Origin of the sequence: Ancylobacter oerskovii (assembly GCF_018390555.1) — a bacterium.
In the GTDB taxonomy this organism is placed as follows: domain Bacteria; phylum Pseudomonadota; class Alphaproteobacteria; order Rhizobiales; family Xanthobacteraceae; genus Ancylobacter; species Ancylobacter oerskovii.
In genome coordinates this window covers 506,475-529,592 of record NZ_JAHBGB010000044.1, presented here as the reverse complement: position 1 = coordinate 529,592, position 23,118 = coordinate 506,475, and the positions used below count along the sequence as shown (strand labels likewise).

Annotated in this window: 19 protein-coding genes; 5 read left to right on the top strand and 14 right to left on the bottom strand. The window is 69.4% G+C overall.

The window, feature by feature from the left end:
* Positions 1 to 33: 33 nt before the first annotated feature.
* Genes KHC19_RS23450 through KHC19_RS23440 form a run of 3 tightly spaced genes read right to left on the bottom strand, consistent with a single transcriptional unit; the run spans position 34 to position 2,203 of the window.
* Positions 34 to 966: a DMT family transporter gene (locus KHC19_RS23450; RefSeq protein ID WP_343207784.1), complete on the bottom strand. Its 933-nt coding sequence runs from the start codon at positions 964 to 966 to the stop codon at positions 34 to 36.
* A 54-nt stretch (positions 967 to 1,020) separates the two neighbouring features.
* Positions 1,021 to 1,761: a cytochrome b/b6 domain-containing protein gene (locus KHC19_RS23445; RefSeq protein ID WP_213355923.1), complete on the bottom strand. Its 741-nt coding sequence runs from the start codon at positions 1,759 to 1,761 to the stop codon at positions 1,021 to 1,023.
* A gap of 1 nt (position 1,762) precedes the next feature.
* Positions 1,763 to 2,203 (bottom strand): c-type cytochrome, encoded by a 441-nt coding sequence (locus tag KHC19_RS23440; RefSeq protein WP_213355920.1) that lies wholly within the window; start codon positions 2,201 to 2,203, stop codon positions 1,763 to 1,765.
* A gap of 249 nt (positions 2,204 to 2,452) precedes the next feature.
* Between KHC19_RS23440 and KHC19_RS23435 the strand changes: the two genes are divergently transcribed.
* Entirely contained in the window at positions 2,453 to 3,265 is an 813-nt protein-coding gene (locus KHC19_RS23435; RefSeq protein ID WP_213355918.1) for a universal stress protein, read from the top strand.
* 58 nt (positions 3,266 to 3,323) lie between these two features.
* Here KHC19_RS23435 and KHC19_RS23430 read toward each other — a convergent pair whose 3' ends face one another.
* Positions 3,324 to 4,172 (bottom strand): fumarylacetoacetate hydrolase family protein, encoded by an 849-nt coding sequence (locus tag KHC19_RS23430; RefSeq protein ID WP_213355916.1) that lies wholly within the window; start codon positions 4,170 to 4,172, stop codon positions 3,324 to 3,326.
* Positions 4,173 to 4,334: 162 nt separating this feature from the next.
* Here KHC19_RS23430 and KHC19_RS23425 point away from each other — a divergent pair, with 162 nt between their 5' ends.
* The 3 genes from KHC19_RS23425 to KHC19_RS23415 all read left to right on the top strand — a co-directional run bounded on the left by KHC19_RS23425 (position 4,335) and on the right by KHC19_RS23415 (position 6,958).
* Positions 4,335 to 4,928: a LysE family translocator gene (locus KHC19_RS23425; RefSeq protein ID WP_213355914.1), complete on the top strand. Its 594-nt coding sequence runs from the start codon at positions 4,335 to 4,337 to the stop codon at positions 4,926 to 4,928.
* 150 nt (positions 4,929 to 5,078) lie between these two features.
* Positions 5,079 to 5,885 carry a UDP-2,3-diacylglucosamine diphosphatase gene (locus tag KHC19_RS23420; protein ID WP_213355913.1) on the top strand — a complete coding sequence of 269 codons (807 nt, stop codon included), beginning with the start codon at positions 5,079 to 5,081 and terminating at the stop codon, positions 5,883 to 5,885.
* On the top strand, positions 5,885 to 6,958 hold the full coding sequence (locus tag KHC19_RS23415; protein WP_281418589.1) for a glycosyltransferase family 4 protein: 1,074 nt from the start codon (positions 5,885 to 5,887) through the stop codon (positions 6,956 to 6,958). The genes KHC19_RS23420 and KHC19_RS23415 overlap by 1 nt, the downstream gene beginning before the upstream one ends.
* A gap of 234 nt (positions 6,959 to 7,192) precedes the next feature.
* Here KHC19_RS23415 and KHC19_RS23410 read toward each other — a convergent pair whose 3' ends face one another.
* Positions 7,193 to 8,194 (bottom strand): threonine ammonia-lyase, encoded by a 1,002-nt coding sequence (locus tag KHC19_RS23410; RefSeq protein ID WP_213355912.1) that lies wholly within the window; start codon positions 8,192 to 8,194, stop codon positions 7,193 to 7,195.
* Positions 8,195 to 8,353: 159 nt separating this feature from the next.
* Here KHC19_RS23410 and KHC19_RS23405 point away from each other — a divergent pair, with 159 nt between their 5' ends.
* On the top strand, positions 8,354 to 8,974 hold the full coding sequence (locus KHC19_RS23405; RefSeq protein ID WP_213355910.1) for a helix-turn-helix domain-containing protein: 621 nt from the start codon (positions 8,354 to 8,356) through the stop codon (positions 8,972 to 8,974).
* Positions 8,975 to 9,064: 90 nt separating this feature from the next.
* Here the strand turns inward: KHC19_RS23405 and KHC19_RS23400 are convergent, their stop codons facing one another.
* From KHC19_RS23400 to KHC19_RS23360, 9 genes are all read right to left on the bottom strand, one after another.
* Positions 9,065 to 12,241, bottom strand: coding sequence for an efflux RND transporter permease subunit (locus KHC19_RS23400; protein WP_213355907.1), 3,177 nt, complete (start codon positions 12,239 to 12,241; stop codon positions 9,065 to 9,067).
* Between the two features lie 17 nt (positions 12,242 to 12,258).
* Positions 12,259 to 13,473 (bottom strand): efflux RND transporter periplasmic adaptor subunit, encoded by a 1,215-nt coding sequence (locus tag KHC19_RS23395; protein WP_213355906.1) that lies wholly within the window; start codon positions 13,471 to 13,473, stop codon positions 12,259 to 12,261.
* A 160-nt stretch (positions 13,474 to 13,633) separates the two neighbouring features.
* A complete protein-coding gene (murJ, locus tag KHC19_RS23390) occupies positions 13,634 to 15,163 on the bottom strand; it encodes a murein biosynthesis integral membrane protein MurJ (protein WP_213355904.1) in 1,530 nt (509 codons plus the stop codon).
* A gap of 33 nt (positions 15,164 to 15,196) precedes the next feature.
* Positions 15,197 to 15,790, bottom strand: coding sequence for a Uma2 family endonuclease (locus KHC19_RS23385; RefSeq protein ID WP_213355902.1), 594 nt, complete (start codon positions 15,788 to 15,790; stop codon positions 15,197 to 15,199).
* A 265-nt stretch (positions 15,791 to 16,055) separates the two neighbouring features.
* Complete coding sequence (locus tag KHC19_RS23380; protein ID WP_213355900.1) at positions 16,056 to 17,210, bottom strand: DegT/DnrJ/EryC1/StrS family aminotransferase; 1,155 nt, start codon at positions 17,208 to 17,210, stop codon at positions 16,056 to 16,058.
* Between the two features lie 14 nt (positions 17,211 to 17,224).
* Complete coding sequence (locus KHC19_RS23375) at positions 17,225 to 18,223, bottom strand: Gfo/Idh/MocA family protein (RefSeq protein WP_213355899.1); 999 nt, start codon at positions 18,221 to 18,223, stop codon at positions 17,225 to 17,227.
* 133 nt (positions 18,224 to 18,356) lie between these two features.
* Positions 18,357 to 19,649 carry an SH3 domain-containing protein gene (locus KHC19_RS23370; protein ID WP_213355897.1) on the bottom strand — a complete coding sequence of 431 codons (1,293 nt, stop codon included), beginning with the start codon at positions 19,647 to 19,649 and terminating at the stop codon, positions 18,357 to 18,359.
* Between the two features lie 389 nt (positions 19,650 to 20,038).
* Positions 20,039 to 21,331 (bottom strand): nicotinate phosphoribosyltransferase, encoded by a 1,293-nt coding sequence (pncB, locus tag KHC19_RS23365; RefSeq protein WP_213355896.1) that lies wholly within the window; start codon positions 21,329 to 21,331, stop codon positions 20,039 to 20,041.
* Between the two features lie 137 nt (positions 21,332 to 21,468).
* Positions 21,469 to 23,010 carry a DHA2 family efflux MFS transporter permease subunit gene (locus KHC19_RS23360; protein ID WP_213355895.1) on the bottom strand — a complete coding sequence of 514 codons (1,542 nt, stop codon included), beginning with the start codon at positions 23,008 to 23,010 and terminating at the stop codon, positions 21,469 to 21,471.
* Positions 23,011 to 23,118: the final 108 nt, after the last annotated feature.

Below are 23,118 nucleotides of genomic sequence, written 5' to 3'. Positions count from 1 at the left end.
CGCCGGGCCGCCGGGCGGCCCGCGGGAAGTTCTTCAGTTCGCCGGGCCGCCGGGCGGCCCGGCGGCGGCGTCCTCCTCGCGCGCGCCGCCGCCATGGCGCTCGCGCAGGATGACGAACAGCCCGGCACCGATGACGATCAGCCCGCCGGTCAGCACCATGAGCGGCGGCACCTCGCCGAACAGCAGAAAGCCGAGCAGCAGCGACCACAGCATCGCCGAATAGTTGAACGGCGCCACCACCGAGGCCGGCGCGAAGCGATAGCTCTCGGTCAGCAGGATCTGCCCCACCCCGCCGAGCAGGCCGATGGTGAGCAGCAGCGCCGCGTCGCCCCAGCCCGGCAGCACCCATCCCCAGGCGGCCGTGGCGAGGCCGGCGACCGCCGCCAGCGACTGGAAATAGAACACGATCGCCGCCGTGGTCTCGGTGGCGGTCAGGCGCCGCACCTGCACCATGGCGCCGGCGGTGCAGAAGGCGCCGACCAGCGCGCAGGTGGCGCCGATGGCGCTTTCGCGCGTATGGAAACCGCCGCTCATATGCGGCCACAGCATCACCACCACGCCGCCGAGGCCCACCGCCACCGCCGCCCAGCGATAGAGCTGCACGCGCTCGCCCAGCATCGCCGCCGCCAGCGCCACGGTGATCAGCGGCGCGGTGAAGCCGATGGCGGTGGCGTCGGCGAGCGGCAGGAAGGCGAGCGCCGAGAAGGACAGGCTCATGGCGATCACGCCGATGATGCCGCGCAGCACATGCCCGAGCGGGTTGGCGGTGCGCACCGCCGCGCTGATCTCGTTGCGCAGGGTCAGCAGCGCCAGCAGCGGGAACAGCGCGAAGAACGAGCGCGCGAACACCACCTCGCCGGTCGGAATGCGTTCCGAGACGATGCGGACCATGGCGGCCATGATGGTGAAGACGAAGGTCGCGCCGATCTGCAGCGCGATCCCCTTGAGCGCGTTCATGCGCGCCATGGAGCATGACTCCCGCCCGGCGGCAAGATGATCTTCCGCAGGGCGGGAATGCGTTCAGGGAAAGGGGTTTCCGCCCGCCAGCGCAATGCCGCCGAACACGATTGCCGCCGCCACCGCGAGGCAGGCCAGCGCGGCGAGGATCGACCCCGGCGTCGCCGCCGCGCGGTCGGCATAGGCGGCGGCCGGCTTGCGGCCGGTCACCATCGCCTTGACCAGATTGTCGCCGCCGAACAGCGAATAGGCGATGTTGGCCACGACATGCAGGCCGATCAGCCCCAGCAGGACCGGATAGATCCGCTGGTGCAGCATCGAGCCGAGCGACACCGCCTCCGAGCTCGCCGCCGCCACCATCGGCCCTTCGACGATGATGTCGTCGGTGGTGTAGAGCCCGGCCACGGCCTGGGCGCCCACCGCCGCCAGCAGGGCGATGGTCATCCACCCGCCCAGCGGGTTGTGGCCGAGATAGGCGACCTTGCGGCCGGTGACGAGCCCGCGAAGATAGCCCATCGCCGCCACCGGCCCGCGCAGGAAGCCGGCAAAGCGCGCCGTGCTGCCGCCCACCAGCCCCCAGAGCAGGCGGAACACCAGCACGGTGAGGATGGCGAGGCCGTTCCACATGTGCCAGACGAGGCCGACATCGCCGTAATACTTGCTGGCGAAGGCGAGCCCGACCAGCGCCGCCAGCGTCCATTTCGCCAGCCGCGTCGGCAGGTCCCAGGCCAGCACCGTCGCCGGCCCGGCCTGCGAGGCCAGCCCGGCCGAGGCCGGCGCGCGGGAGATGTCGGCCTGGCTCATCTCAGCTCTTGGCCCGGAAGGTCTGGTGGCAGGTGCCGCAGGTTCGGATCACGTCGGGAATATTGGCCTTGAAGCTCGCTTCGTCGGTGATCGCCGCCCGGGCGGCGGTGGCGTCGGCGCCAAACTTGACGAACAGCGCGTTGAACTCGGCGTTCTTCGTCCACACCGCCGGCAGCGCCTCGGTCTTGCCGCCGTCCGATCCGGCGGGGAAAAGCGCGGGCAAGGCCGCGGCATTCTTCGCATAGCTGTCGAGGGCCGCCTGCACGGCGGCGAGGTCGAAAGGCTGGCTGCCCTTCAGCATGGCGCCGACCGGACGTGTCACCTGGCCCCACTCCTTCATCAGCTTCTCGCGCTCGGCAACGGGATCCTGCGCGAGGACACTGGTGGCGGCAATGGCGGAAACCACGGCGGCGACGGCAAAAGCCGCCTTACGGCTCATCATGAATGCGCTCCTTGCAAAACCGGACGACAGCCCTTCCGGCGCGCAGCAGATTAGTGCGGCTCCAATCTGCTGCAATGCAATAGGCGGTATATCGCGCGCTCGTGATCACGCATCGGCAGGCGGGCGTGGGAGGCTGCCGGCCAGGGCGCGACGGGTTTTCGCCAGCGGCGATTTATCCGATGCCTGGGAATTCTGACGTAGCGTAATATCGTACGGTTTCTCCGAACGTCGATCGATGGAAGTGGCATCATGTCCCTACGCACCGTTCTCCTCCACGCCGCGCCCGACAGCGGGTTCAATGACCGGCTCGCCTATGCGGTCGCCCTGTCGAAGCAGGCCGGCGCCCGGCTGGTGGCGCTCTACACGCTCTATCCCGCCGGGGTACCGCGCGTCGGGCGCGCCTTGTCGATCTATGTGAACGAGCTGAAGCGCGAAGCGCGCGAGAAGGAAGCCGAGGTCCGCTCCCGCTTCGATGCCGCCGTCGCGGCCGCCGCCCTCCCCGCCGATTGGAGCGTGGTCGATGGCGAGGTGACGTCCGAACTGCGCCAGGCCGCCGATTTCGCCGATGTCATCGTGGTCAGCGAAACCGTCTCCGGCACCAGTGACGACGCGCTGGCGGCGATCCTGCCGGAGCATCTGGCGCTGACCTCGACGGCGCCGGTGGTGGTCGTGCCCACCGGCAAGAAGGTCCCCGCGCATATCGGCCGGGTGGCGGTGGCCTGGAAACCCTCGCGCGAGGCCGGCCATGCCGTCCGCCTCGCCCTGCCGCTGCTCAAGGCCGCCGATCAGGTGCTGGTGCTCACCGTAGGCGAGAACGGCGCCGCGCCGTCGGAGAGCGGGGCGCGCCTCACCGGCTTCCTCAAGACCCACGGCGTCAATGCCGAGCACCGGCACGCCGAAGGCGACCCCACCAAGGTCATCACCGCCGAGGCCGAAGCCTACAAGGCCGATCTCCTGGTGATGGGCGCCTATAGCCGCCCGCGGCTCACCGAGCTGGTGCTCGGCGGCGTCACCGCCTCGCTGATCGCCAATCCGCCGCTGCCGCTGCTCTGCGCGCATTGAGGCGGGAGCGGGCGGCTCACGCTCCGGCCGGGCGGCCTGCGCCGCCCGGCCGGGTCCGTCATCCTTCGAAGGGCACCACCTTCTGGCGCTGCTCGCCCAGCTTCTCGATGCCGAGCGTCATCACGTCGCCCGGCTTGAGATAGAGCGGCGGCTTCATGCCGAGCCCGACGCCGGGCGGCGTGCCGGTGATGATCACGTCGCCGACATCCAGCACCATGAACTGGCTGATATAGGACACCAGGAAGTCGACGCCGAAGATCATGGTGGCGGTCGAGCCGCGCTGGCGCCGCTCCCCGTTCACGTCGCACCACATGGCGAGCTTGCCGACGTCGCCCACCTCGTCCGGCGTGGCGAGGAAGGGGCCAAGCGGCCCGAAGGTCTCGCAGCTCTTGCCCTTGATCCACTGGCCGCCGCGCTCGATCTGGAAGGCGCGCTCGGACACGTCGTTGGCGAGGCAGAAGCCGGCAATATGTGCCCGGGCGTCCTTCTCCTCGACATAGCGAGTGCGCGCGCCGATCACGATGCCGAGCTCCACCTCCCAGTCGAGCTTGGTCGAGCCCTTGGGCTGGATCACGTCGTCATTGGGCCCGACGATGCAGTTCGGCGCCTTGGAGAACAGCACCGGCTCGTCGGGTATCGCCATGCCGGATTCCTCGGCATGGTCGGCATAATTGAGCCCGACCGCGATGAAGTGTCCGGGCCGGGCCACGCAGGGGCCGAGCCGCACGCCCGGCGCCGCCGCCGGCAGCGAGGCCGGCTCGATCGCCTTGAGCCGCGCGAGGCCTTCCGGCGTCAACGCCGCGCCGCCGATGTCCTCCACCACGCCGGAGAGGTCGCGCACCACGTCGTTGGCATCCAGCAGGCCGGGCTTCTCCCGTCCGGGAGCGCCGAAGCGCACCAGTCTCATGTCGTCATCCTCATCTTGATCGGAATGGCCGGGATCATCGTCCGCCCGGCGGCGCGAGGCAAGCCGGCGCCGCCCGCGCGTCGATTCCGGGTTGCGGAGCCCCGGCGGCGGCACTAGCTCTAGCCGCGCCGTGCTCGTGCCGGCGGCGTTCAAGTGGTGATCATGAGCCTGCCGATCCTGTCCCTCATCCTGTTCGGCCTCGCGGGGGGCATCACGCCGGGGCCGAACAACATGATCTCCGCCGGCACCGGCGCCGCCTTCGGCTTCCGCCGCACCCTGCCGCAGATCTTCGGGGTCGCCGTCGGCTTCGCGATCATGGTGGTGGCGGTCGGGCTCGGGCTCGGCGGCCTGTTCGTTGCCGTGCCGCAACTGCACTGGATCCTGAAGCTGGTCGGCGGCGCCTATCTGCTGTTCCTTGCCTGGAAGATCGCCAGCGCCGCCGGCGGCGTGGGCGCCGCCGCGATGGAGAGGCCGCCCACCTTCCTGCAATCGGCGCTGTTCCAGTGGGTGAATCCCAAAGCCTGGGCCTTCGCGCTCAGCGTGATCCCCGCCTTCACCACGCCGGGCGGCGAGCTGCTCGCCGAAGTGCTGCTCATCGCCGCGGTGCTCGGCCTGCTCAGCCTTCCCTGCCTCGCGGTATGGGCGGGCTTCGGCGTGCTGATCGGCCGCCTGCTCTCGACGCCGCGCCAGCACCGCATCCTCAACATCGTCATGGGCGGGCTGGTGGCGCTCAGCGTGGTCACGCTGTTCCTTTGAGATCGCGACCATCGCCTCTGTGACAACGGGATTTCACGACGGGGCGCGTGTCATAAAATCGTGACCCGAGTCGGGCTATCTGCCGTCATGACCCTATGGAAGCGCCCGCTCTGGCTTGCGGTGGCGCAATGACGGGGGAGGCCCTTCGCGGTGAACGACGCACCCGACGCCCGGCGCTACCGCACCATCTTCCTGTCGGACGTCCATCTCGGCACCAAGGGCTGCCAGGCGGACATGCTGCTGGATTTCCTGCGCTGGCACGACGCTGACACCATCTATCTGGTCGGCGACATCGTCGATGGCTGGCGGCTGCGCTCGGGCTGGTACTGGCCGCAGGCGCATAACGACGTGGTGCAGAAGCTGCTGCGCAAGGGCCGCAAGGGCGCGCGCATGGTCTATCTGCCGGGCAATCACGACGAGTTCCTGCGCGACTATTACGGCAGCCATTTCGGCGGCATCGAGGTGGTGGAGACCGCCATCCACGAATCCGCCGACGGCAAGCGCTTCCTGGTCATCCATGGCGACGTGTTCGACGTGGTGGTGCGCCACGCCAAATGGCTCGCCTTCCTGGGCGACGGCGCCTACACCGCCGCGCTCGGCGTCAACACCTATCTCAACTGGTGCCGCCGCAAGCTCGGCTTCCCCTACTGGTCGCTCAGCCAGTGGGCCAAGCTGAAGGTGAAGAACGCGGTGAACTTCATCGGCCGCTTCGAGGAAGCGGTGGCGAACGAGGCGCGCCGGCACAAGGTGGACGGCGTCATCTGCGGCCACATCCACCACGCCGTCATGCATGACCGCTTCGGCGTCGACTATCTGAACTGCGGCGACTGGGTGGAAAGCTGCACCGCCATCGTCGAGCATCCCGACGGGCGCTTCGAGATGATCGACTGGGCGCGCCGTTCGCGCGAAGGTGTCGAGCTGCCGGTCGCGCTGCCCGCCCCGAAAGTCGCCGCCTGATGCACATTCTCATCGCCACCGATGCCTGGGCCCCGCAGGTCAACGGCGTGGTCCGCTCGCTGGAGCACACCGCCCGCGAGGCCGCGTCCCTCGGCGCCCGCATTTCCTTCCTGACGCCGCAGGATTTCCGCACCGTCCCGATGCCGACCTATCCCGAGGTGCGGCTGGCGCTGGCCACCCGCGCCATGGTGGCGCGGCGGATGGACGATATCGGCGCCGATTTCGTGCACATCGCCACCGAGGGGCCGATCGGCGTGCTGGCGCGCCGCGTCTGCCTGGCGCGCGGGCGGGTGTTCACCACCAGCTACCACACCCGCTTCCCGGAATATCTCGCCGCCCGCGCCCCGGTGCCGCGGGCGCTGTCCTATGCCTGGCTGCGGCGCTTCCACAATGCCGGCGCCGGCATCATGGTCGCCACGCCGACCATCGAGACCGAGCTGAAGAAACGCGGCTTCCTGCGGCTGCTGCCCTGGTCGCGCGGCGTCGATTCCGAGCTGTTCCGCCCGCGCGACGAGGCCGAGCGCGCCGCCGACCGGCTCGTCGACCCGCTGCTCGACCTGCCGCGACCGATCTTCCTCTATGTCGGCCGGGTGGCGGTGGAGAAGAACATCGGCGCCTTCCTCGATCTCGACCTGCCCGGCAGCAAGCTGGTGGTCGGCGACGGACCGGCGCGTGCGGAACTGCAGGCGAAGCACCCGGAAGCCCGCTTCCTCGGCCTGCGCGAAGGCGAGGCGCTCGCCCGCGCCTATGCCGCGGCCGACGTCTTCGTCTTCCCCAGCCTCACCGATACCTTCGGGATCGTGCTGCTGGAGGCGCTGGCGAGCGGCCTGCCGGTGGCGGCCTTCCCGGTCGCCGGCCCGCTCGATGTCATCGGCTCGGCCCCGGCCGGCGCGCCGGTCGGCGTGCTCGACAACGATCTGCGCCGCGCGGCGCTGGCCGCGCTGGAGATCGGCCGGGACGCCCCGCGCGCCTTCGCGCTGCGCCACGATTGGCGTGCCTGCACCCGGCAATTCCTGGACAATGTCGAGCAGGCGCAAACCGCGGCCGAGCGCACCCGGGCGCTGGCGGGGTGATCGGCGGGTTTCCCGCCCCGGATCTCGCTTCCCGAGACCCGCACGGAGGTCTCAGTCCCCAAGGAACGCCCTCATCCTGAGGTACCCGCCGTCAGGCGAGCCTCGAAGGATGCTCGCCCGGATGCGCTTCAGCGAACATCCTTCGAGGCCCGCTATCGCTCGCACCTCAGGATGAGGTGGCTCTGGAGATCGGCCATCGCGAGCGACGGCGCTCCGTTGGCACCTCCCCGCGCCTCAGGCCGGCTCCGCCGCCGCGAAATCGAGGCAGCGCTGGAACATGCCGGCATCGACATTGCCGCCGGACAGCACCACCGCCGCCACCTTGCCCGCGAGATCCACCTTGCCGGCCAGCACCGCCGCCAGCGCCACCGCGCCGCCCGGCTCGACCACCAGCTTCAGCTCCTCGAAGGCGAAGGCCACCGCCCGCATCACCTCCTCGTCGGTGGCGGAGACGCCCTCGCCGACCAGGTGCGAGGAAATCTGGAACGTCAGCCGCCCCGGCGTCGGCGCCAGCAGCGCGTCGCAGATCGAGCCGGACACCCGGTTGTTGCGCTCGCGGCCGCCGGCGCGGAAGGAGCGTGCATGGTCGTCGAAGCCCGCCGGCTCGGCGGTCAGCACCCGCGCCTCGGGGAACATCTCCTTCACCGCCAGCGCGATGCCGGACACCAGCCCGCCGCCGGAGGCATTGGAGATCACCACGTCCGGCGCGAGGTCGCGCCCGGAGAGGTCGCGCACGATTTCCAGTCCCACCGTGCCCTGCCCGGCGATGATGTGGAAATCGTCGTAAGGCGGCACGAACACCGCGCCGCGCTCGGCGGCGATGGCATTGGCGATGGCGTCGCGATCCTCGGTCTCGCGGTCATATTCCACCACCTCGGCGCCGAAGGCGATGGTGCGCGCCTTCTTCATCGCCGGCGCGTCCTTGGGCATCACGATCACCGAGGGCATGCCCATCAGGGTGGCCGCCGCCGCCACGCCCTGCGCGTGGTTGCCGGAGGAGCAGGCGACCACGCCCCCGGTCTTCTGGCTCTCCGGCAGGCGGGAGATGCGGTTACAGGCGCCGCGGAACTTGAACGAGCCGGTGCGCTGCAACGGCTCGGCCTTGAGGAACACCCGCCCGCCGGTCAGCGCGTCGAGGCGCGCCGAATGCAGAAGGGGGGTGCGCACCGCCACGCCGTGCAGGCGATCGGCGGCGGAGACGACATCGTCGAAATTGGGGAGGAGCGGCTCGGTCATGCCGGCAACTTAGCGCCGGCGGAGCGATTCCGCACCGCCCTTGTCGCGGTGCGCTCGCGTGGGCACAACATTGTTCGCCCCGCGGCCCCGGTTGCGGCCGCGCTTGCGCCGGCACGGCGCGGCACCGTAAAATTCGCGTCCATCGACGAAGGAGACAGCATGTCCGGCCGCACGCGCAGCTTGGATCGTGGCGGCATGGAAGCCGGCGCCCTGGCCATCACCGGGCAGCTCGGCCGCACCATCCAGCGGCTGCGCAAGACCTACAACCTGTCGCTGTCCGAGCTCTCCGAGCAGTCGGGCGTGGCCAAGTCGATCATCAGCCAGATCGAGCGCAACGAGACCAACCCGACGCTGGCCACGGTGTGGCGGCTGTCGCAGGCGCTGGACGTCTCCATCGAGCGCTTCCTCGCCGCCACCGACGACGAGCCCTTCGTCGAGCACCTCACCCGCGCCGACACGCCGATCCTGGTCTCGGAGGACGGCAAGTGCCGCCTCACCATCACCGGCTGGATCAAGACGGTGGAATGGCTGCAATGGTTCGACTTCGTCGCCGAGCCCGGCGGCGAGCTGGTGTCGGATGGCCACCAGCGCGGCTCCATCGAATGCCTGTCGGTGCTGTCCGGCGAGCTGGAAGTGGAATGCGCCGACATCAACGAAGTCGCCCGCGCCGGCGAGACGCTGCGCTATCGCTGCGACCGCCGCCACGTCATCCGCAACACCGGCACCGAGCCAGCGCACGCCACCATGGTGTGCCTGCTGAAGGCCGCCGTGCTGGACTGAACCCTGCGGCGCGCCACACCGGGCGCGGAACGAAAGAAGGCCCCGCGGCCATCGGCAGCGGGGCCTTTTCTGTTGGCGAGGGCGAGCGGCCTAGTGGGCGCCGCCCGCCGCGGCCCTCTCCGCTTCCTTGCGGGCGCGCCGCTTCTCGCCGAAGCTCGCGAGCCAGCGGCACACCACATAGAAGGTCGGGGTGAACAGCAGGCCGAAGAAGGTCACGCCGATCATGCCGGAGAACACCGCCGTGCCCAGCGCCTGGCGCAGCTCGGCGCCGGCGCCGGTGGCGATCACCAGCGGCACCACGCCGAGGATGAAGGCCAGCGAGGTCATGATGATCGGCCGAAGGCGCAGCTGCGCCGCCTGGATCGCCGCCTCGAAGCGGGTCGAGCCCCGGTCCTCCAGCTGCTTGGCGAACTCGACGATCAGGATCGCGTTCTTCGCCGCGAGGCCGATCAGCACGATGAAGCCCACCTGGCTGAGGATGTTGTTGTCCTGGCCGCGTATGAGGATGCCCGTCACCGCCGCGATCAGACACATCGGCACGATGAGGATGACCGCAAGGGGCAGGGTCAGGCTCTCATATTGCGCCGCCAGCACCAGGAAGACGAACACCACGCCGAGCCCGAAGGCGAAGATCGCCGTGTTGCCAGCCCTCACCTGCTGGAAGGCCAGCGTCGTCCATTCATAGGAGAAGCCGTCCGGCAGCGTCTCGGCCGCGATCTGCTGCATCAGCTGGATCGCCTGGCCCTGGGAGATGCCGGCGACGTCGCCGTCGAGCTCGGCCGCTGGATACAGGTTGTAGCGCGGCACGCGGTAGGGGCCGGAAATGTCCCGCACCGTGGCGAAGGAGCCGAACGGCACCGTCTCGCCGTCGGCGTTCTTCACCCGCAGCTTCAGCAGGTCGTCCGGCGTCAGGCGATAGGGCGCGTCGGCCTGCGCCTGCACGCGGTAGGTACGGCCGAACAGGTTGAAGTCGTTGACATAGGTCGAGCCGATATAGGTCTGCAGCGTCGAGAAGGCGTCGGCCATGTTGATGCCGAGCAGCTGCGCCTTGGTGCGGTCGATGTCGAGGAACAGCTGCGGCGTCGAGGTCTCGAACAGCGAGTAGACCTGCTTGAGCCCCGGCGTCTGGTTGGCCCGGCCCATCATGGCGTAGACCGCGCCCTGCAGCGCCTCATAGCCACGCCCACCGCGATCCTCGATCATCATCCGGTAGCCGCCGGCATTGCCGATGCCGTTCACCGGCGGCGGCTGCACGACGATCATGAACGCCTCCTCGATGGAGGCGAGCTTGCCGAACAGCGCGCCCTGGATCGCGCTCGCCGATTGCTCGGGATGCTTGGCGCGCTCGTCGGCCGGGCCGAGGATGACGAACATGGCGCCGGCGTTCGGCGCATTGGTGAAGGTGGCGCCGGAGAAGCCGACGATGTTCACCACATGGGCGACGCCGGGGGTGGAGAGCACCTTCTGCGCCGCCAGCGTCATCACCTCGTTGGTGCGGGTGAGCGAGGCGCCGCCCGGCAGCTGCGAGGCGACGATCAGGTAGCCGCGGTCCTGCGCCGGGATGAAGCCCTGCGGGGTGGAGCGGAACATCTGCAGGCCGCCGGCGAGGATGACGGCATAGACGATCAGCACCAGCACCGCGAAGCGCACCAGCCGGCCGGTCAGCCAGGCATAGCCGTGCGACAGGCCGTTGAAGCCCTTGTTGAAGTAGTGGAAGAAGCCGGTGATCGGCCGGGCGTACCAGGCCGGCTTGTAGTCGGGATCGTGCGACTTCAGGAGCAGCGCGCACATCGCCGGCGACAGCGTCAGCGACACCAGCAGCGAGATCAGCGTCGAGCCGGCGATGGTCAGCGCGAACTGGCGGTAGAACTCGCCGGAGATGCCGGTGATGAAGGCCGAGGGGATGAACACCGAGGCCAGCACCAGCGAGATGGCGACCAGCGCGCCGCCCACTTCGTCCATGGTCTTGTAGGCGGCATCGCGCGGGGAGAGTCCCGTCGAGATGTTGTGCTCGACGCTCTCCACCACCACGATGGCGTCGTCCACCACGATGCCGATCGCCAACACCAGGCCGAACAGCGACAGGTTGTTCAGCGAGAAGCCGAACAGGCTCATGATGAAGAAGGTGCCGATCAGCGACACGGGAATCGCGAGGATCGGGATGATCGCCGCCCGCCAGGATTGCAGGAACAGCACCACCACGATCACCACCAGGATGATCGCCTCGAAGATGGTGTGCTCCACCGCCTTCACCGATTCGGCGATGAACTGCGTCGGGTTGTAGGCCGTCGAATAGGCGAGGCCGGCCGGGAAGCTCCTGGCGATGTTCTGGATTTCGCGCTCGATCGCCTGGCCGGTGGCCAGCGCGTTGGAGCCCGGCAGCTGGAAGATGCCGAGCGCCACCGAGGGCTTGGAATCGAAGTAGGAGATCGAGGAATTGTCCTGCCCCTCGATGTCGATGCGCGCGACGTCGCGCAGCCGCACCACGGCGTCGCCGGTCTGGCGCACCACGATGTTGCCGAACTCCTCCGGCGTCGACAGGCGGCCGAGCGTGCGCACCGCCACCTGGAAGGCGAGCTGGTTCTCCACCGGCGGCGCGTTCAGCACGCCGGACGCCACCTGCACGTTCTGCGCCTGCAGCGCGGCGGTGATGTCGGTGGGCGCGAGGTTCAGCGCCTGCATCTTCTGCGGGTCGAGCCAGACCTGCATCGCATAGTCGCGCGAGCCGAACACGGTGATCGAGCCGACGCCCGGCACGCGCTGCAGCTGGTCCTTGATCTGCAGGTTGGCGTAGTTGGAGATGAACAGGCTGTCGCGGGAATCGTCCGGCGAGAACAGGCTCACCACCATCAGGATGTCCGGCGAGGACTTCGCCACCGTCACGCCGATCTGCTGCACTTCCTGCGGCAGGCGCGGCGTCGCGGTGGAGACGCGATTCTGCACCTGCACCTGCGCGATGTCGAGGTCGGTGCCGATGTCGAACGTCACCGCGATGGAGAAGCGGCCGTCGGCGGTGGAGTTGGAGGAGATGTAGAGCATCCCCTCCACGCCGTTGATCTGCTGTTCGATCGGCGAGACCACGGTGTCGGCCACCGTCTCGGCCGAGGCGCCGGGAAACTGCCCGGTGACGTTCACCACCGGCGGGGCGATGTCGGGATATTGCGCGACCGGCAGCGAGATATACGCCACCGCGCCGAGGATCATCACCACGATGGAGACCACCGAGGCGAAGATCGGGCGATCGATGAAGAAGTGCGAGAATTTCATGTCCGAGGCTCCCGCGCTCAGTTGGCGGGCTTGGCGGCGGCGCCCTCGCCCGCCGGGGCGGCGGCCGGCTTGGCCTCTTCCGGCTTGCCGATCACCTTCGCGCCGGGACGGATGCGCACCAGCCCGTTGACCACCACGAGGTCATCCTTGCCGAGGCCCGAGGTGATGACGCGCAGCCCGTCCTCCTGACGGCCGAGGGTGACGTATTTGATCTGCGGCACCTGCGGCTCGCCGCCCGGCTGCATCACATAGACGAATTTGCGGGTCTGCTCGGTGCCGATGGCGACGTCCGGCACCAGCACCGCATCGTGCGGCGCGGCCGCCGGCACGCGCACGCGGCCGAACATGCCGGGCGTGAAAGCGCCGTCGGGATTGGCGAACACCGCGCGGCCGCGAATGGTGCCGGTGGTCTCGCTGATGCGGTTGTCGACGAAGTTCAGCGTGCCCTGGTGCGGGAAGCCCTTCTCGTCGATCAGCGCCAGATAGACGGTGATCGGCTTGTTGTCGGCGCCCATCTGCTTGGCGAGGCGCTGGTAGCGCAGATAGGAGGCCTCGTCATAGGTGAACTCGAAGTAGATCGGGTCCAGCGAGACGATGGTGGCGAGCAGCGTATTGGTATTGGTGCCGCCGGAGCCGCCGGTGACGAGGTTGCCGACCGAGGCCTTGCGGTCGCCGATGCGGCCGGTGACGGGCGAATGCAGCTGGGTAAAGTCGAGGTCGAGCTGCGCGGCGTCGACCGCCGCCTGCGCCGCCATTGCCGAGGCGCGGGCCGAGCGCTCGGTCTGCAGGCGCTGGTCGTAGGTCTGCTTGGAGATCGCGGTCGAGGTCTTGTCCTCGATCAGGGTCTGGGCGCGCTGCAGGTCCGAGGCGGCGAAGTCGACATCCGCCTGCGCCTTCTGCAGGTTGGCCTTGGCCTGGTCGAGCGCCACCTGGAACGGCCGCTTGTCGATGCTGAACAAGAGGTCGCCCTTCTTCACCAGCTGGCCGTCGGTGAAGTTGATGCTGTCCAGATAGCCGGAGACGCGCGCATAGACATTGACGAGGTCCACGGCGGTGAAGCGCCCGACATACTCGTCATAATCGGTGATCTGCTTCACCTGCGGCTTGGCGACCGTCACCGGCGCCGCCTGCGGCGCGGCGGCCTGCTGCTGCTTCTGGTCCGAGCAGGCGGCGAGCCCGAGCCCGGCCAGGACGAGAACGGGCGCCAAACGGCGAAGCGGAAGAAACGTCATGAGTTCAACTCCGGGACCAGCATCTCCGACGCCTTTTCAAAGCGCGTCGGGCCGCTCGACGGGGGCCGCCATCCCTCGTCGACCGGCATTGTCGTTAGGGTGGGTAACACAGTTTTGCTGCACTGCGTAAGCAATAAAATTCATACGATCGTGTGATCGATCAGGGGCGCAGCAAGGCCTTGAGCCGGCGCGGACCCACCAATATCGCCATCAGGAAAACATAGGCGCCGCCGCCTGCCGCGACGCACAAAGCGAGCTTCGCCTCGTCATGCAGGCCGGGCAGCGCGTCGATCAGCGGCTCGCCGAACCGCACGGCGGCGAACAGCGCCGCGGCGACGCCCAGCCCGATGAGGGCGAGGCGCGGCAGCAGGGCGAGCAGCGCCGCATCGCCGCACCCATAGCCGCGGCGCAGCGCGAAGCCGATCAGCAAAGCGAGGCTGATCCAGCCGCCGACCGAGGTGGCGAAGGCGAGGCCCACCTGCGCGAAATCGTCCATCAGCCACACCTTCAGCGCGATGTTCACCACCGCGGCGCCCAGCGTGGCGATCACCGGCGTGCGGGTATCGCCGCGGGCGTAGAAGGGCGACATGAAGGCGCGCATCACCACGAAGGGGATGAGCCCGATGGCATAGGCCGCCAGCGTCTGCGCCGCCGCCCGCGCCGCCTCGCCGGTGAAGGCGCCGCGCAGGAACAGCCCGCGCATGATCTCCTCCGGCACGATGAGGCAGGCGGCGAGGAAGGGCAGCACCAATAGCAGGATGAGCTCCAGCGCCCGCGCCTGGGCATGACGGGCGCCGGCCTCGTCACCGGCGGCGACGCGGCGCGACATCTCCGGCAGCAGCACGATGCCGGCAGCGATGCCGATCACCCCCACCGGCAACTGGTAGATGCGCTCGGCATAGAACAGCGCCGCGACCGATCCCTGCGGCAGGAAGGAAGCGACGATGGTGTCGGCGAAGATGGCGAGCTGCAGCCCGGCCGAGCCGAGGATCGCCGGCCCGAGCGCGATGAGAAAGCGCCGGGTCTCGGGATCGAGCCGCGGCAGCGCGAAGCGCGGGCCCAGCCCGTGCCGCTCGGCGTCGAACACCAGCAGCCCCACCTGCAGGAAGCCGGAGATCAGCACGCCCCAGGCGGCGGCGTCGCCGGCGGTCGGGAACCAGCCGGCGACGCTCAGCGTGCCGACCATGGCGACGTTCAGCAGGATCGAGGCCGCCGCCGCCGCCCAGAAGCGCTCATTGGCGTTGAGCACGCCGCCGACCAGCGTCACCACCGCGATGAGCCCGAGATAGGGAAAGGTGATGCGGGTATAGTCGACGGTCAGCGCGAAGCGCTCCGGGTCGTCGGCGAGGCCCGGCGCCAGCGTCGCCACCACCAGCGGCGTCGCCAGCAGGGCGAAGGCCAGCAGCGCGAGCTGCACCACCACCACGCCCGAGAGCACGCCATCGGCGAAGCGCGCCGCCTTGGCGGTCCCCTCCTGCGTCTTCACCCGCGCATAGGCGGGGATGAAGGCGGTGTTGAAGGCCCCTTCGGCGAAGATGGCGCGGAAATGGTTGGGCAGGCGGAAGGCAAGGTAGAAGGCGTCGGCCACCGGCCCGGCGCCGAGCACCGCCGCCATCATGATGTCGCGCAGGAAGCCGGTGAGCCGGGACAGCAGCGTCCAGCCGCCGACCGAGAAGATGGAACGAATCATGGAAGGCCCGGCTGCGGTGAGGTCGCGCGGACCCTAACGGAGCCCGCCCTCCCCCGCCAGCGGGTCGGGAAAGGCGACGTCCTCGTAGAGCTCGGCCATGGTGAGTTCGGTGCCGATGGCGGAAAGGTCGATCGCCCCGTCGAGGCCGTCGAACTGCGCGAGCTCCCAGGAGCTGCCCGCCGCGCGCCACCAAAGCAGGGCGCGCGGCAAATCCGGCTCGACCAGCAGGATATAGGCGAGCGACGGCAGCGCCTTGTACTCCTCCAGCTTGCGCACGAGGTCGGTCTGGCGCGTGGAGGGCGACAGCACTTCGACGACGAGGCGGGGAGCGGTGGCTTCGAAGGCGGTATCGGCGCGCGTACCGCAATCGACCTGCGCGTCAGGGCGCCGAATATTGCCCGACATGGTGGCCACCGCGATATCGGCGGTATGCGCGTGGCAGGGGGAGCCACGCAACTTGCGACGCAGCGTCGCCAGAATATTCAGCGTGATCGTATCGTGACGCTGGCTCGCCCCGGTCATCGCCTTGAGCGGAAAACCGTCCACCAGTTCATAGCGGACGCCCTCCTCGCCGGGCCAGCGGAAGAACTCTTCGGGCGTCATGCGCTTCAGCCCGGGTGGTGCCATGGAGCGGCTCCTTCCAGAACCGGACCATCGTACGAAAACGTGCGAGGATTGACGACTCGGTTGTGCGAACAATCGCTCCCGGCAGGGAACGAAGCCTGAAACCCGCGCAGCCCGTCCATGGGCAAGCCGTCATGGCCGGGCTTGGCCCGGCCATCCACGCGGTCCCGCCTGGTGCGCCGGGCCCTACCCAAGACGTGGATGCCCGGAACGGGTCCGGGCATGACGTCGCTCGATTCCGAAACGGATGTGAGGCCGGCGCCCCGCCCTACTTCCCCAGCGCCCGGCGCACGGCGGCGATCACCCGGTCCTGCGAGGCCTCGTCGAGATAGGCGTGGATCGGCAGGCTGATCACCTCGCCCGCCAGCGCCTCGCTCACCGGAAGGCCGTTGCCGGCGGCGGGATAGTGCGCATAGGCCGGCTGCCGGTGCATCGGGATGCGGTAATACACCGCCGTCGGCACGCCTTCCTTCTGCAGCGCCGCGGCGAGCCCGTCGCGCACCCCGTGCGGCAGGCGGATCGTGTACTGCGCCCACACCGAGGTCGCGCGCGGATCGACCACCGGCACGGTGCACACATCGGCCAGCGCCTCGTTGTAGCGCTTGGCGGCGCGGTCGCGGGCGGCGATCTCGTCCTCGAAGATGGCGAGCTTTTCCAGAAGGATCGCCGCCTGGATGGTGTCGAGGCGGCCGGTCATGCCGATGCGGACGTTCTCGTATTTGTCGACGCCCTGCCCGTGCTCGCGCACGCTCTTCAGCACCGGCACCAGATCGTCGTCATCGGTGAACACCGCGCCGCCGTCGCCGAAGCAGCCCAGCGGCTTGGCCGGGAAGAAGCTGGTGGCGGAGGCATCGCCGAAGGAGCCGGTGCGCTGGCCGTTCCAGGTGGCGCCGAAGCCCTGCGCGGTGTCGCACAGCACCTTCAGCCCATGCGCCCTGGCGATGGCGAGGATCGCGTCCATGTCGGCCGGCTGGCCGAACAGGTCGACCGGGATCACCACGCGGGGGTTCAGCCCCTGCCGCTCGGCGACCGCGATGGCGGCCTCGAGGCTCGCCGGGTCCATGTTGAAGGTGTCGGGCAGCACGTCGACGAACACCGGCGTCGCCCCCACCCACGGCACCACCTCGGCGGTGGCGCAGAAGGTGAAGGCCGGGCAGAACACCGCATCGCCGGCCTTCACGCCCCAGGCCATCAGCAGCATCGCCAGCGCATCGGTGCCGCTGGAGCAGGAGATCGCATGCTTCGCGCCGGCGAATGCCGCCAGCTGCTTCTCCAGCTCGATGACCTCCGGGCCGTTGACGAAGCGGCAATGGTCGAGCACGCGCTTCACCGCCTCGTCGACGCGGGTGCCGAGCCGGGCACGCTGCGAGGCGACGTCGATGAAGGGAAGCGGCGCGGCGTTGGCGTTCACATGGTCGTTCATGTCGGTCTCTCGGACTAGACGGCGGCGCGGGCGCGCGCGGTCGAAACGGAAGCCGGGCGCGCGGCCTCGGGGCCTTCCAGGCAGCGAATGGCGGTGGCGATGCTGGCGACGCCGTCCTCGCCGGTCACCGGCGGGGCCGCCTCCCCGCGCACCGCGGCGAGGAAGCGCGACAGCTCGACGCGCAAGGGCTCGGCATAGGCGACGGGCAGATGGCGCATGGAGTAGCTGCCATCGGGCTTGTAGTCGAAGCACTCGGTCACCTGCCGGGTGAGCAGGTCGCCGATGACGTATTTCTTGCGGGTGGCGACATGCACCGTGCGCGCCTTGAACGGCGTCAGCCAGTTGGTGTTGATGTGCGCCAGCACGCCGTTGGCGGTGCGGAACTGCAGGAGCGCGATGTCCTCGCGCTCGGCCACCGCCGCCTTCACCTGCGGCTGGATTTCGGCGATCTCCGAGCCGGTGAAATGGCAGATCAGGTCGATGTCGTGCACGGCGAGGTCGATCACCACGCCGACATTCGACATGCGCGGCGGGAACGGCCCGACGCGGGTGATGCCGATGGAGAGGATCTCCTCGCCGTCGATGGCCTTCTTCACCGCCTCGACCGCCGGGTTGAAGCGCTCGACATGGCCGACCATCAGCGCGACGCCGCGGGCCCTGGCGGCGGCGACGATGGCCTCGCCCTCGGCGACGCTGGGAGCGATCGGCTTCTCCACCAGCACATGCGCGCCGGCGCCGATGGCGGCCAGCGCCACGTCGTGATGCAGATGCGTGGGAGCGGCGACCACCACCGCGTCGACGCCGAGCGCGGTGAGCGCCTCGACATCGGCGACCGCGGCGCAGCCGAGCAGCCCGGCGACCTTGCCGGCCTGGGCGGCATCGGGATCGGCGATGCCCACCAGTTCGGCACCGGGCAGGTCGGCCAGCACGCGGGCATGGTTCGCACCCATGACCCCGACGCCCACCACCCCGACGCGGACCGGGCGAGGCGCCTCTTTCAGGCTGTTCGACATGCGACGATTCCTTGACTGCCAGCGTGACCAGCGCCGTCTAACATGCGCGCGGCAGGCTGGCGAGGCGCCGGCCCGCCGGAAGGCCCGGACGGCGCTTCACTAATTGATTCAGCTTGTTACCGCGAAGGCCGGCCTATTCGGTCGTGGAGGCGTCCGCCTCCTTGGGCGCGCCGGCGCTGACGAAGCTCTTGTAGACGAAGCCGCGCTTGCCGTCGGCGACGACCTCGCACCAGCTGCTGCACGACACCAGTTCGACCTGCTGGCCGCTCTTCAGCGTCTGCATCGCCGCGGCGCCCTTGTTCGGCCCGGTGCGCATGGTGACGGGCGAGCGGATGGTCGCCGCGCCGGTCGGGTCGGCGCCGGTCGTCGCGTCGGCCGTCTCGCCATCCGCCTCGACCTGCGCGGCGGGCGCCGCCGCCGTCTGCACGGCGGCCGGCTTGGCGGCGGGCGCGGGCTTGGGAGCGGCGGGGCTGGGGGCGGCGGAGAGCGTCGCCGCGGCGGCGTAGCGCGGCGCCGGCGGCGGCAGCGGCGCCTGGCGCGGCATGTGGGTTTCCGGTGCGGCGGCGAGCGGGGACGGGTCCGTCGCGGCGAAGGCGGTCAGCCCCGGCACGGCCGGACCCGGCTCGGCCGTCTCCGGCGCCAGCAGCGTGCGGGCGGAAATGGTCGGCAATACCGGCGGCGGCGAGGAGATCGGTTCCGGGGCGGCAAGGCGCGCGGCAGCCGCTGCGGCCGGCTCGACCACCGCGACCCGGGCCGGCTCGGCGGCGGGTGTGGCGAGCGCCGGTGCCGGCGCCGTGGGCGCCACCGCGGCGATGGCGGCGTTGCCGATCACTTCCGGCGCCACATGCGCCTCCTCGCGACCGACGACGGATTGCAGCGCGATCGCCGCGCCCCCGAGCGCCGCGATGCAGACCGCCAGCACGCCCAGGCGCCGCCAGGTGAAGGCCTCGCCGGAGGCCGCGCGGCGCCGGCGCGGCGCCGGCGCGCTCTCGGCGCGGCTGGAGGCGCCGAACATCCGCCGGCGCGCGGCCTGGCTGTCGGCCGTCGTCTCGGAGGCTCCGGCGGAAGCGCCCGCACCCGCCTCGGAATCCTCGGCCCCTCGGCGCGACGGCAGGATGTTGCGGGCATCGCTCAGGGCGGAAAGCTTGCTGCGGAGCTCGGCGAATCCCAGGGGAGCGGGACGGGCGGCGGCCGCCGGGGCGGAAGCGGCGGGCGATGCGGCCGCCGAGCGCAGCGGGCGGATCAGTGGCTGGCCCGGCGTCCGGCCTTGTGCCGGCGCCGCTCCGGCAGCGGGAGCCCGCTCGGCGGCGGGCTGCTGCGGCCCCTCGCCCCTGGTGTCCTCCAGCGAGCTGATCATGGCGCGGTAGTCGCGTACGAGCGAAGCGGAAAGCTCCGAGGCGGATCGTCCTTGCGGGTTGGTCGTCATGGCGACTTCAACCTTTCAGTCGGCGCAGGACGAGAAGAACGGAAGCCTGGGACGGGCAACGGCGAGGGGAATGGGAAAGATCTTCATCACTACGGCCAATTGCGGCCATTGCGCCCGTCCGCCCGAACCCGCGGTCAAACCCGTTCATCATGCGTTACGCCCAACTCTTTCCAACGGAGCCCCCAAGGCTCCGCACTGATTCGTCCACCCTGCATCGATTCGTCAGCCCGCCGCACACTACCGACAGAAGGTATCTTGATGCAAGAAAGACACACGCCTGAATTTTCACCATGCCGATCGATTGCGGCAACTCTTGGCCAAGCTTTCTGTGCGCGTTCGCGTTTACGGTCCTCGAATACCGCTTCCGTGCGGTTATCCTCAGCTTCGCCTCATACCAGAATTTCGCGCTCGGCCTGCGCCGCGACGCCGAACACCCGCTTGTAGCGGGCGATTTCCCCGGCCGGCCCCATCGCCTTGGTCGGGTTGTCGGAAAGCTTCACGGTGGGGCGCCCGTCGGCGGAAATCACCTTGCAGACGATGGAGATCGGGTCGAGCCCGCCATCGGCGACGAAGCCGCGGAAATCGTTGGTGAGCAGCGTTCCCCAGCCGAAGCCGAGCTTCATCCGGCCATGGAAATGCCGGTGGATGCGCTCGATGTCGTCGACGTCCAGCGCGTCGGAGAAGATGGCGAGCTTCTCCTTCGGGTCCTGGCCGCGGGAGCGCCACCAGGCGATGGCCTCCTCGCCGCCGGCGATCGGTTCCTTGCTGTCGATTCGGATGCCGGTCCACTTGTCCACCCAATCCGGGGCATGGGCGAGGAAGCCGGTGGTGCCGAACGTGTCGGGCAGGAGAATGCGCAGATTGCCGTCATAATCCTGCTGCCAGTCGAGCAGCACCCGGTAGGGCGCCTCGGCGAGCTGCTCGTCGGTATCGGCGAGCGCGGCATAGACCATCGGCAGCTCATGGGCGTTGGTGCCGGTCGCCTCCACCTCCCGCCGGAGCGCGATCAGGCAGTTGGAGGTGCCGAGGAAGCTGTCGCCGAGCCCCTCGATCATCGCCTGCACGCACCAGTCCTGCCACAGGAAGCCGTGGCGGCGCCGGGTGCCGAAATCGGCGACGTTCACCCCGTCCAGCGCGCGCAGCCGCTCCACCTTCTCCCACACCCGCGTCATGGCGCGGGCATAGAGCACCTGCAGCTCGAAGCGCCCCATGCCGCGCAGCACCGCCCGCGAGCGCAGCTCGTTGACGATGGCGAGCGCCGGGATCTCCCACATGGTGGTCTCGATCCACGGCCCCTCGAAGGTGAGCTCGAACTGCCCGTCGCGCTTTTCCAGGTGATAGGGCGGGAAGCGGAAGCCCTCGAGCCAGGCGATGAAGTCCGGCGAGAACATCTGGCGCTTGCCGTAGAACATGTTGCCGCGCAGCCAGGTCGATTCCCCGCGCGTCAGGCTCAGCGTGCGCACATGGTCGAGCTGCTCGCGCAATTCGCTCTCGTCGATGAAGTCGGCGAGGCGCACGCGGCTGGTGCGGTTGATGATGCCGAAGGTGACGCGGGTCTGGAAATGGCGGCGATAGATCGTCTGCGCCATCAACAGCTTGTAGAAATCCGTGTCGAGCACGGAACGGACGATCGGATCGATCTTCCAGGTGTGATTATAGACGCGCGATGCGATGTCGATCATGAGCCCCGCCCAACTCCGGCGCGCCTCTTCTAGACCAGATTGCGCGCAGACCGAAATAACCCGGACGGGGGCAATCGGCTCAAGCCGTTGAACTTGGAGCCTTTCCAATCACTTTCGGGCAACCGCCGCCGCGCGGGTCAGTCCAGCACCTCGACATGGCCGCCGCCGGCCGGCGCGCGCGGCGGCGCCTTCATCATGAGGAGCAGCAGCGCGGTCGGCAGCGTCACCAGCATCATCAGCTTGAAGTCGTCGACATAGGCGATGGCGGTGGCCTGGCGGGTGATCTCGGCGTTCATCGCCGCCAGCGAGGACGGGTTGGCGATGTTCCAGAACTGGTAGGCGCCGCCGCTCTGCACCATCGGGTTGAACGGGGTGACGTGCTCGGCGATCTGCGCATGCATGATCTGGGTGTTCTGCGCCAGCAGGAACGAGGTGATCGACACGCCGATGGCGCTGCCGACATTGCGCACCAGGCTGAACAGCGCCGTGCCGTCGGTGCGCAGCTCCGGGGCCAGCGTCGCGAAGGCGACGACGGTGAGCGGGGTGAACACGAAGCCGAGCCCCGCTCCCTGGGCGATGCTGTTGAGGATCATCGAGCGGGTGTCGATGTCCGGCGTCCAGCCGGTCATGTCCCACAGGCTCCAGGCGATCATCGCCAGGCCGGCCAGCATGACGAGCCGCGGCTCCAGCCGCGACACCAGCCGGCCGGCGATCATCATGGCGAGCATGGTGCCGAAGCCGCGCGGCGCCATCAACAGGCCGGCGGTCTGCACGGGATAGCCGCCGAGCCGCTGCAGATAGGGCGCCAGCAGCGCCGAGGTGGCGAGCAGCACCATGCCGATGGCGAACATGATGACGAGGCCGGCGGCGAAGTTGCGGTCGCGGAACAGGCGCGGGCTGAGGAACGGCTTGTCGTGGGTGAGCATGTGCACGGCGAACAGATACAGGCCGAGCGCCGCCAGCACCGCCTCCGCGACGATCTCGGTCGAGCCGAACCAGTCGAGCTGCTCGCCGCGGTCGAGCATCATCTGCAGCGCGCCGATCCCCAGCGCCAGCACGCCGAAGCCGGTCCAGTCGAAGCGCAGCCCGTCATTGCGGCCCTCGTCCTTCATGAAGACGATGAGGCCGGCGATGGCGAGCAGGCCGAAGGGCAGGTTCACATAGAACACCCAGCGCCAGTTATAGGCGTCGGTCAGCCAGCCGCCGAGCGTCGGCCCGAGGATGGGGCCGAGCATCACGCCCATGCCCCAGATCGCCATCGCCTGGCCGCGCTGGTGCAGCGGGTAGATGTCCATCATCGTCGCCTGCGACAGCGGCACCAGCGCCGCGCCGAACACGCCCTGCGCCAGGCGGAACACCACCATCTGGGTGAGCGACTGCGCCACCCCGCACAGCATGGAGGCGACGGTGAAGCCGATCAGGCTGGCCAGGAACACGTTCTTGCGGCCGAAGCGGGCCGACAGCCAGCCGACCGGCGCCGTCATGATGGCGGCGGCGACGATGTAGGAGGTCAGCACCCAGGTGATCTGGTCGGCGGTGGCGGAGAGCGAGCCCTGCATATAGGGCAGCGCCACGTTGGCGATGGTGGAATCCAGTGCCTGCATCAGCGTCGCCAGCATGGCGCAGACGGTGATGATGGCGCGGGTGGCGCCCTCGGGGCGCGCGGCGGCGGCGGACATGTTCGCGGGCCTCGTGGCCGGCCATCGGGCCGGAGAAACGATGAGACGGGCGGGGTCACAGACCTGCGGGACCGGGCCCCACCCGTCTCCACCGGCTGCCCTGGGGGG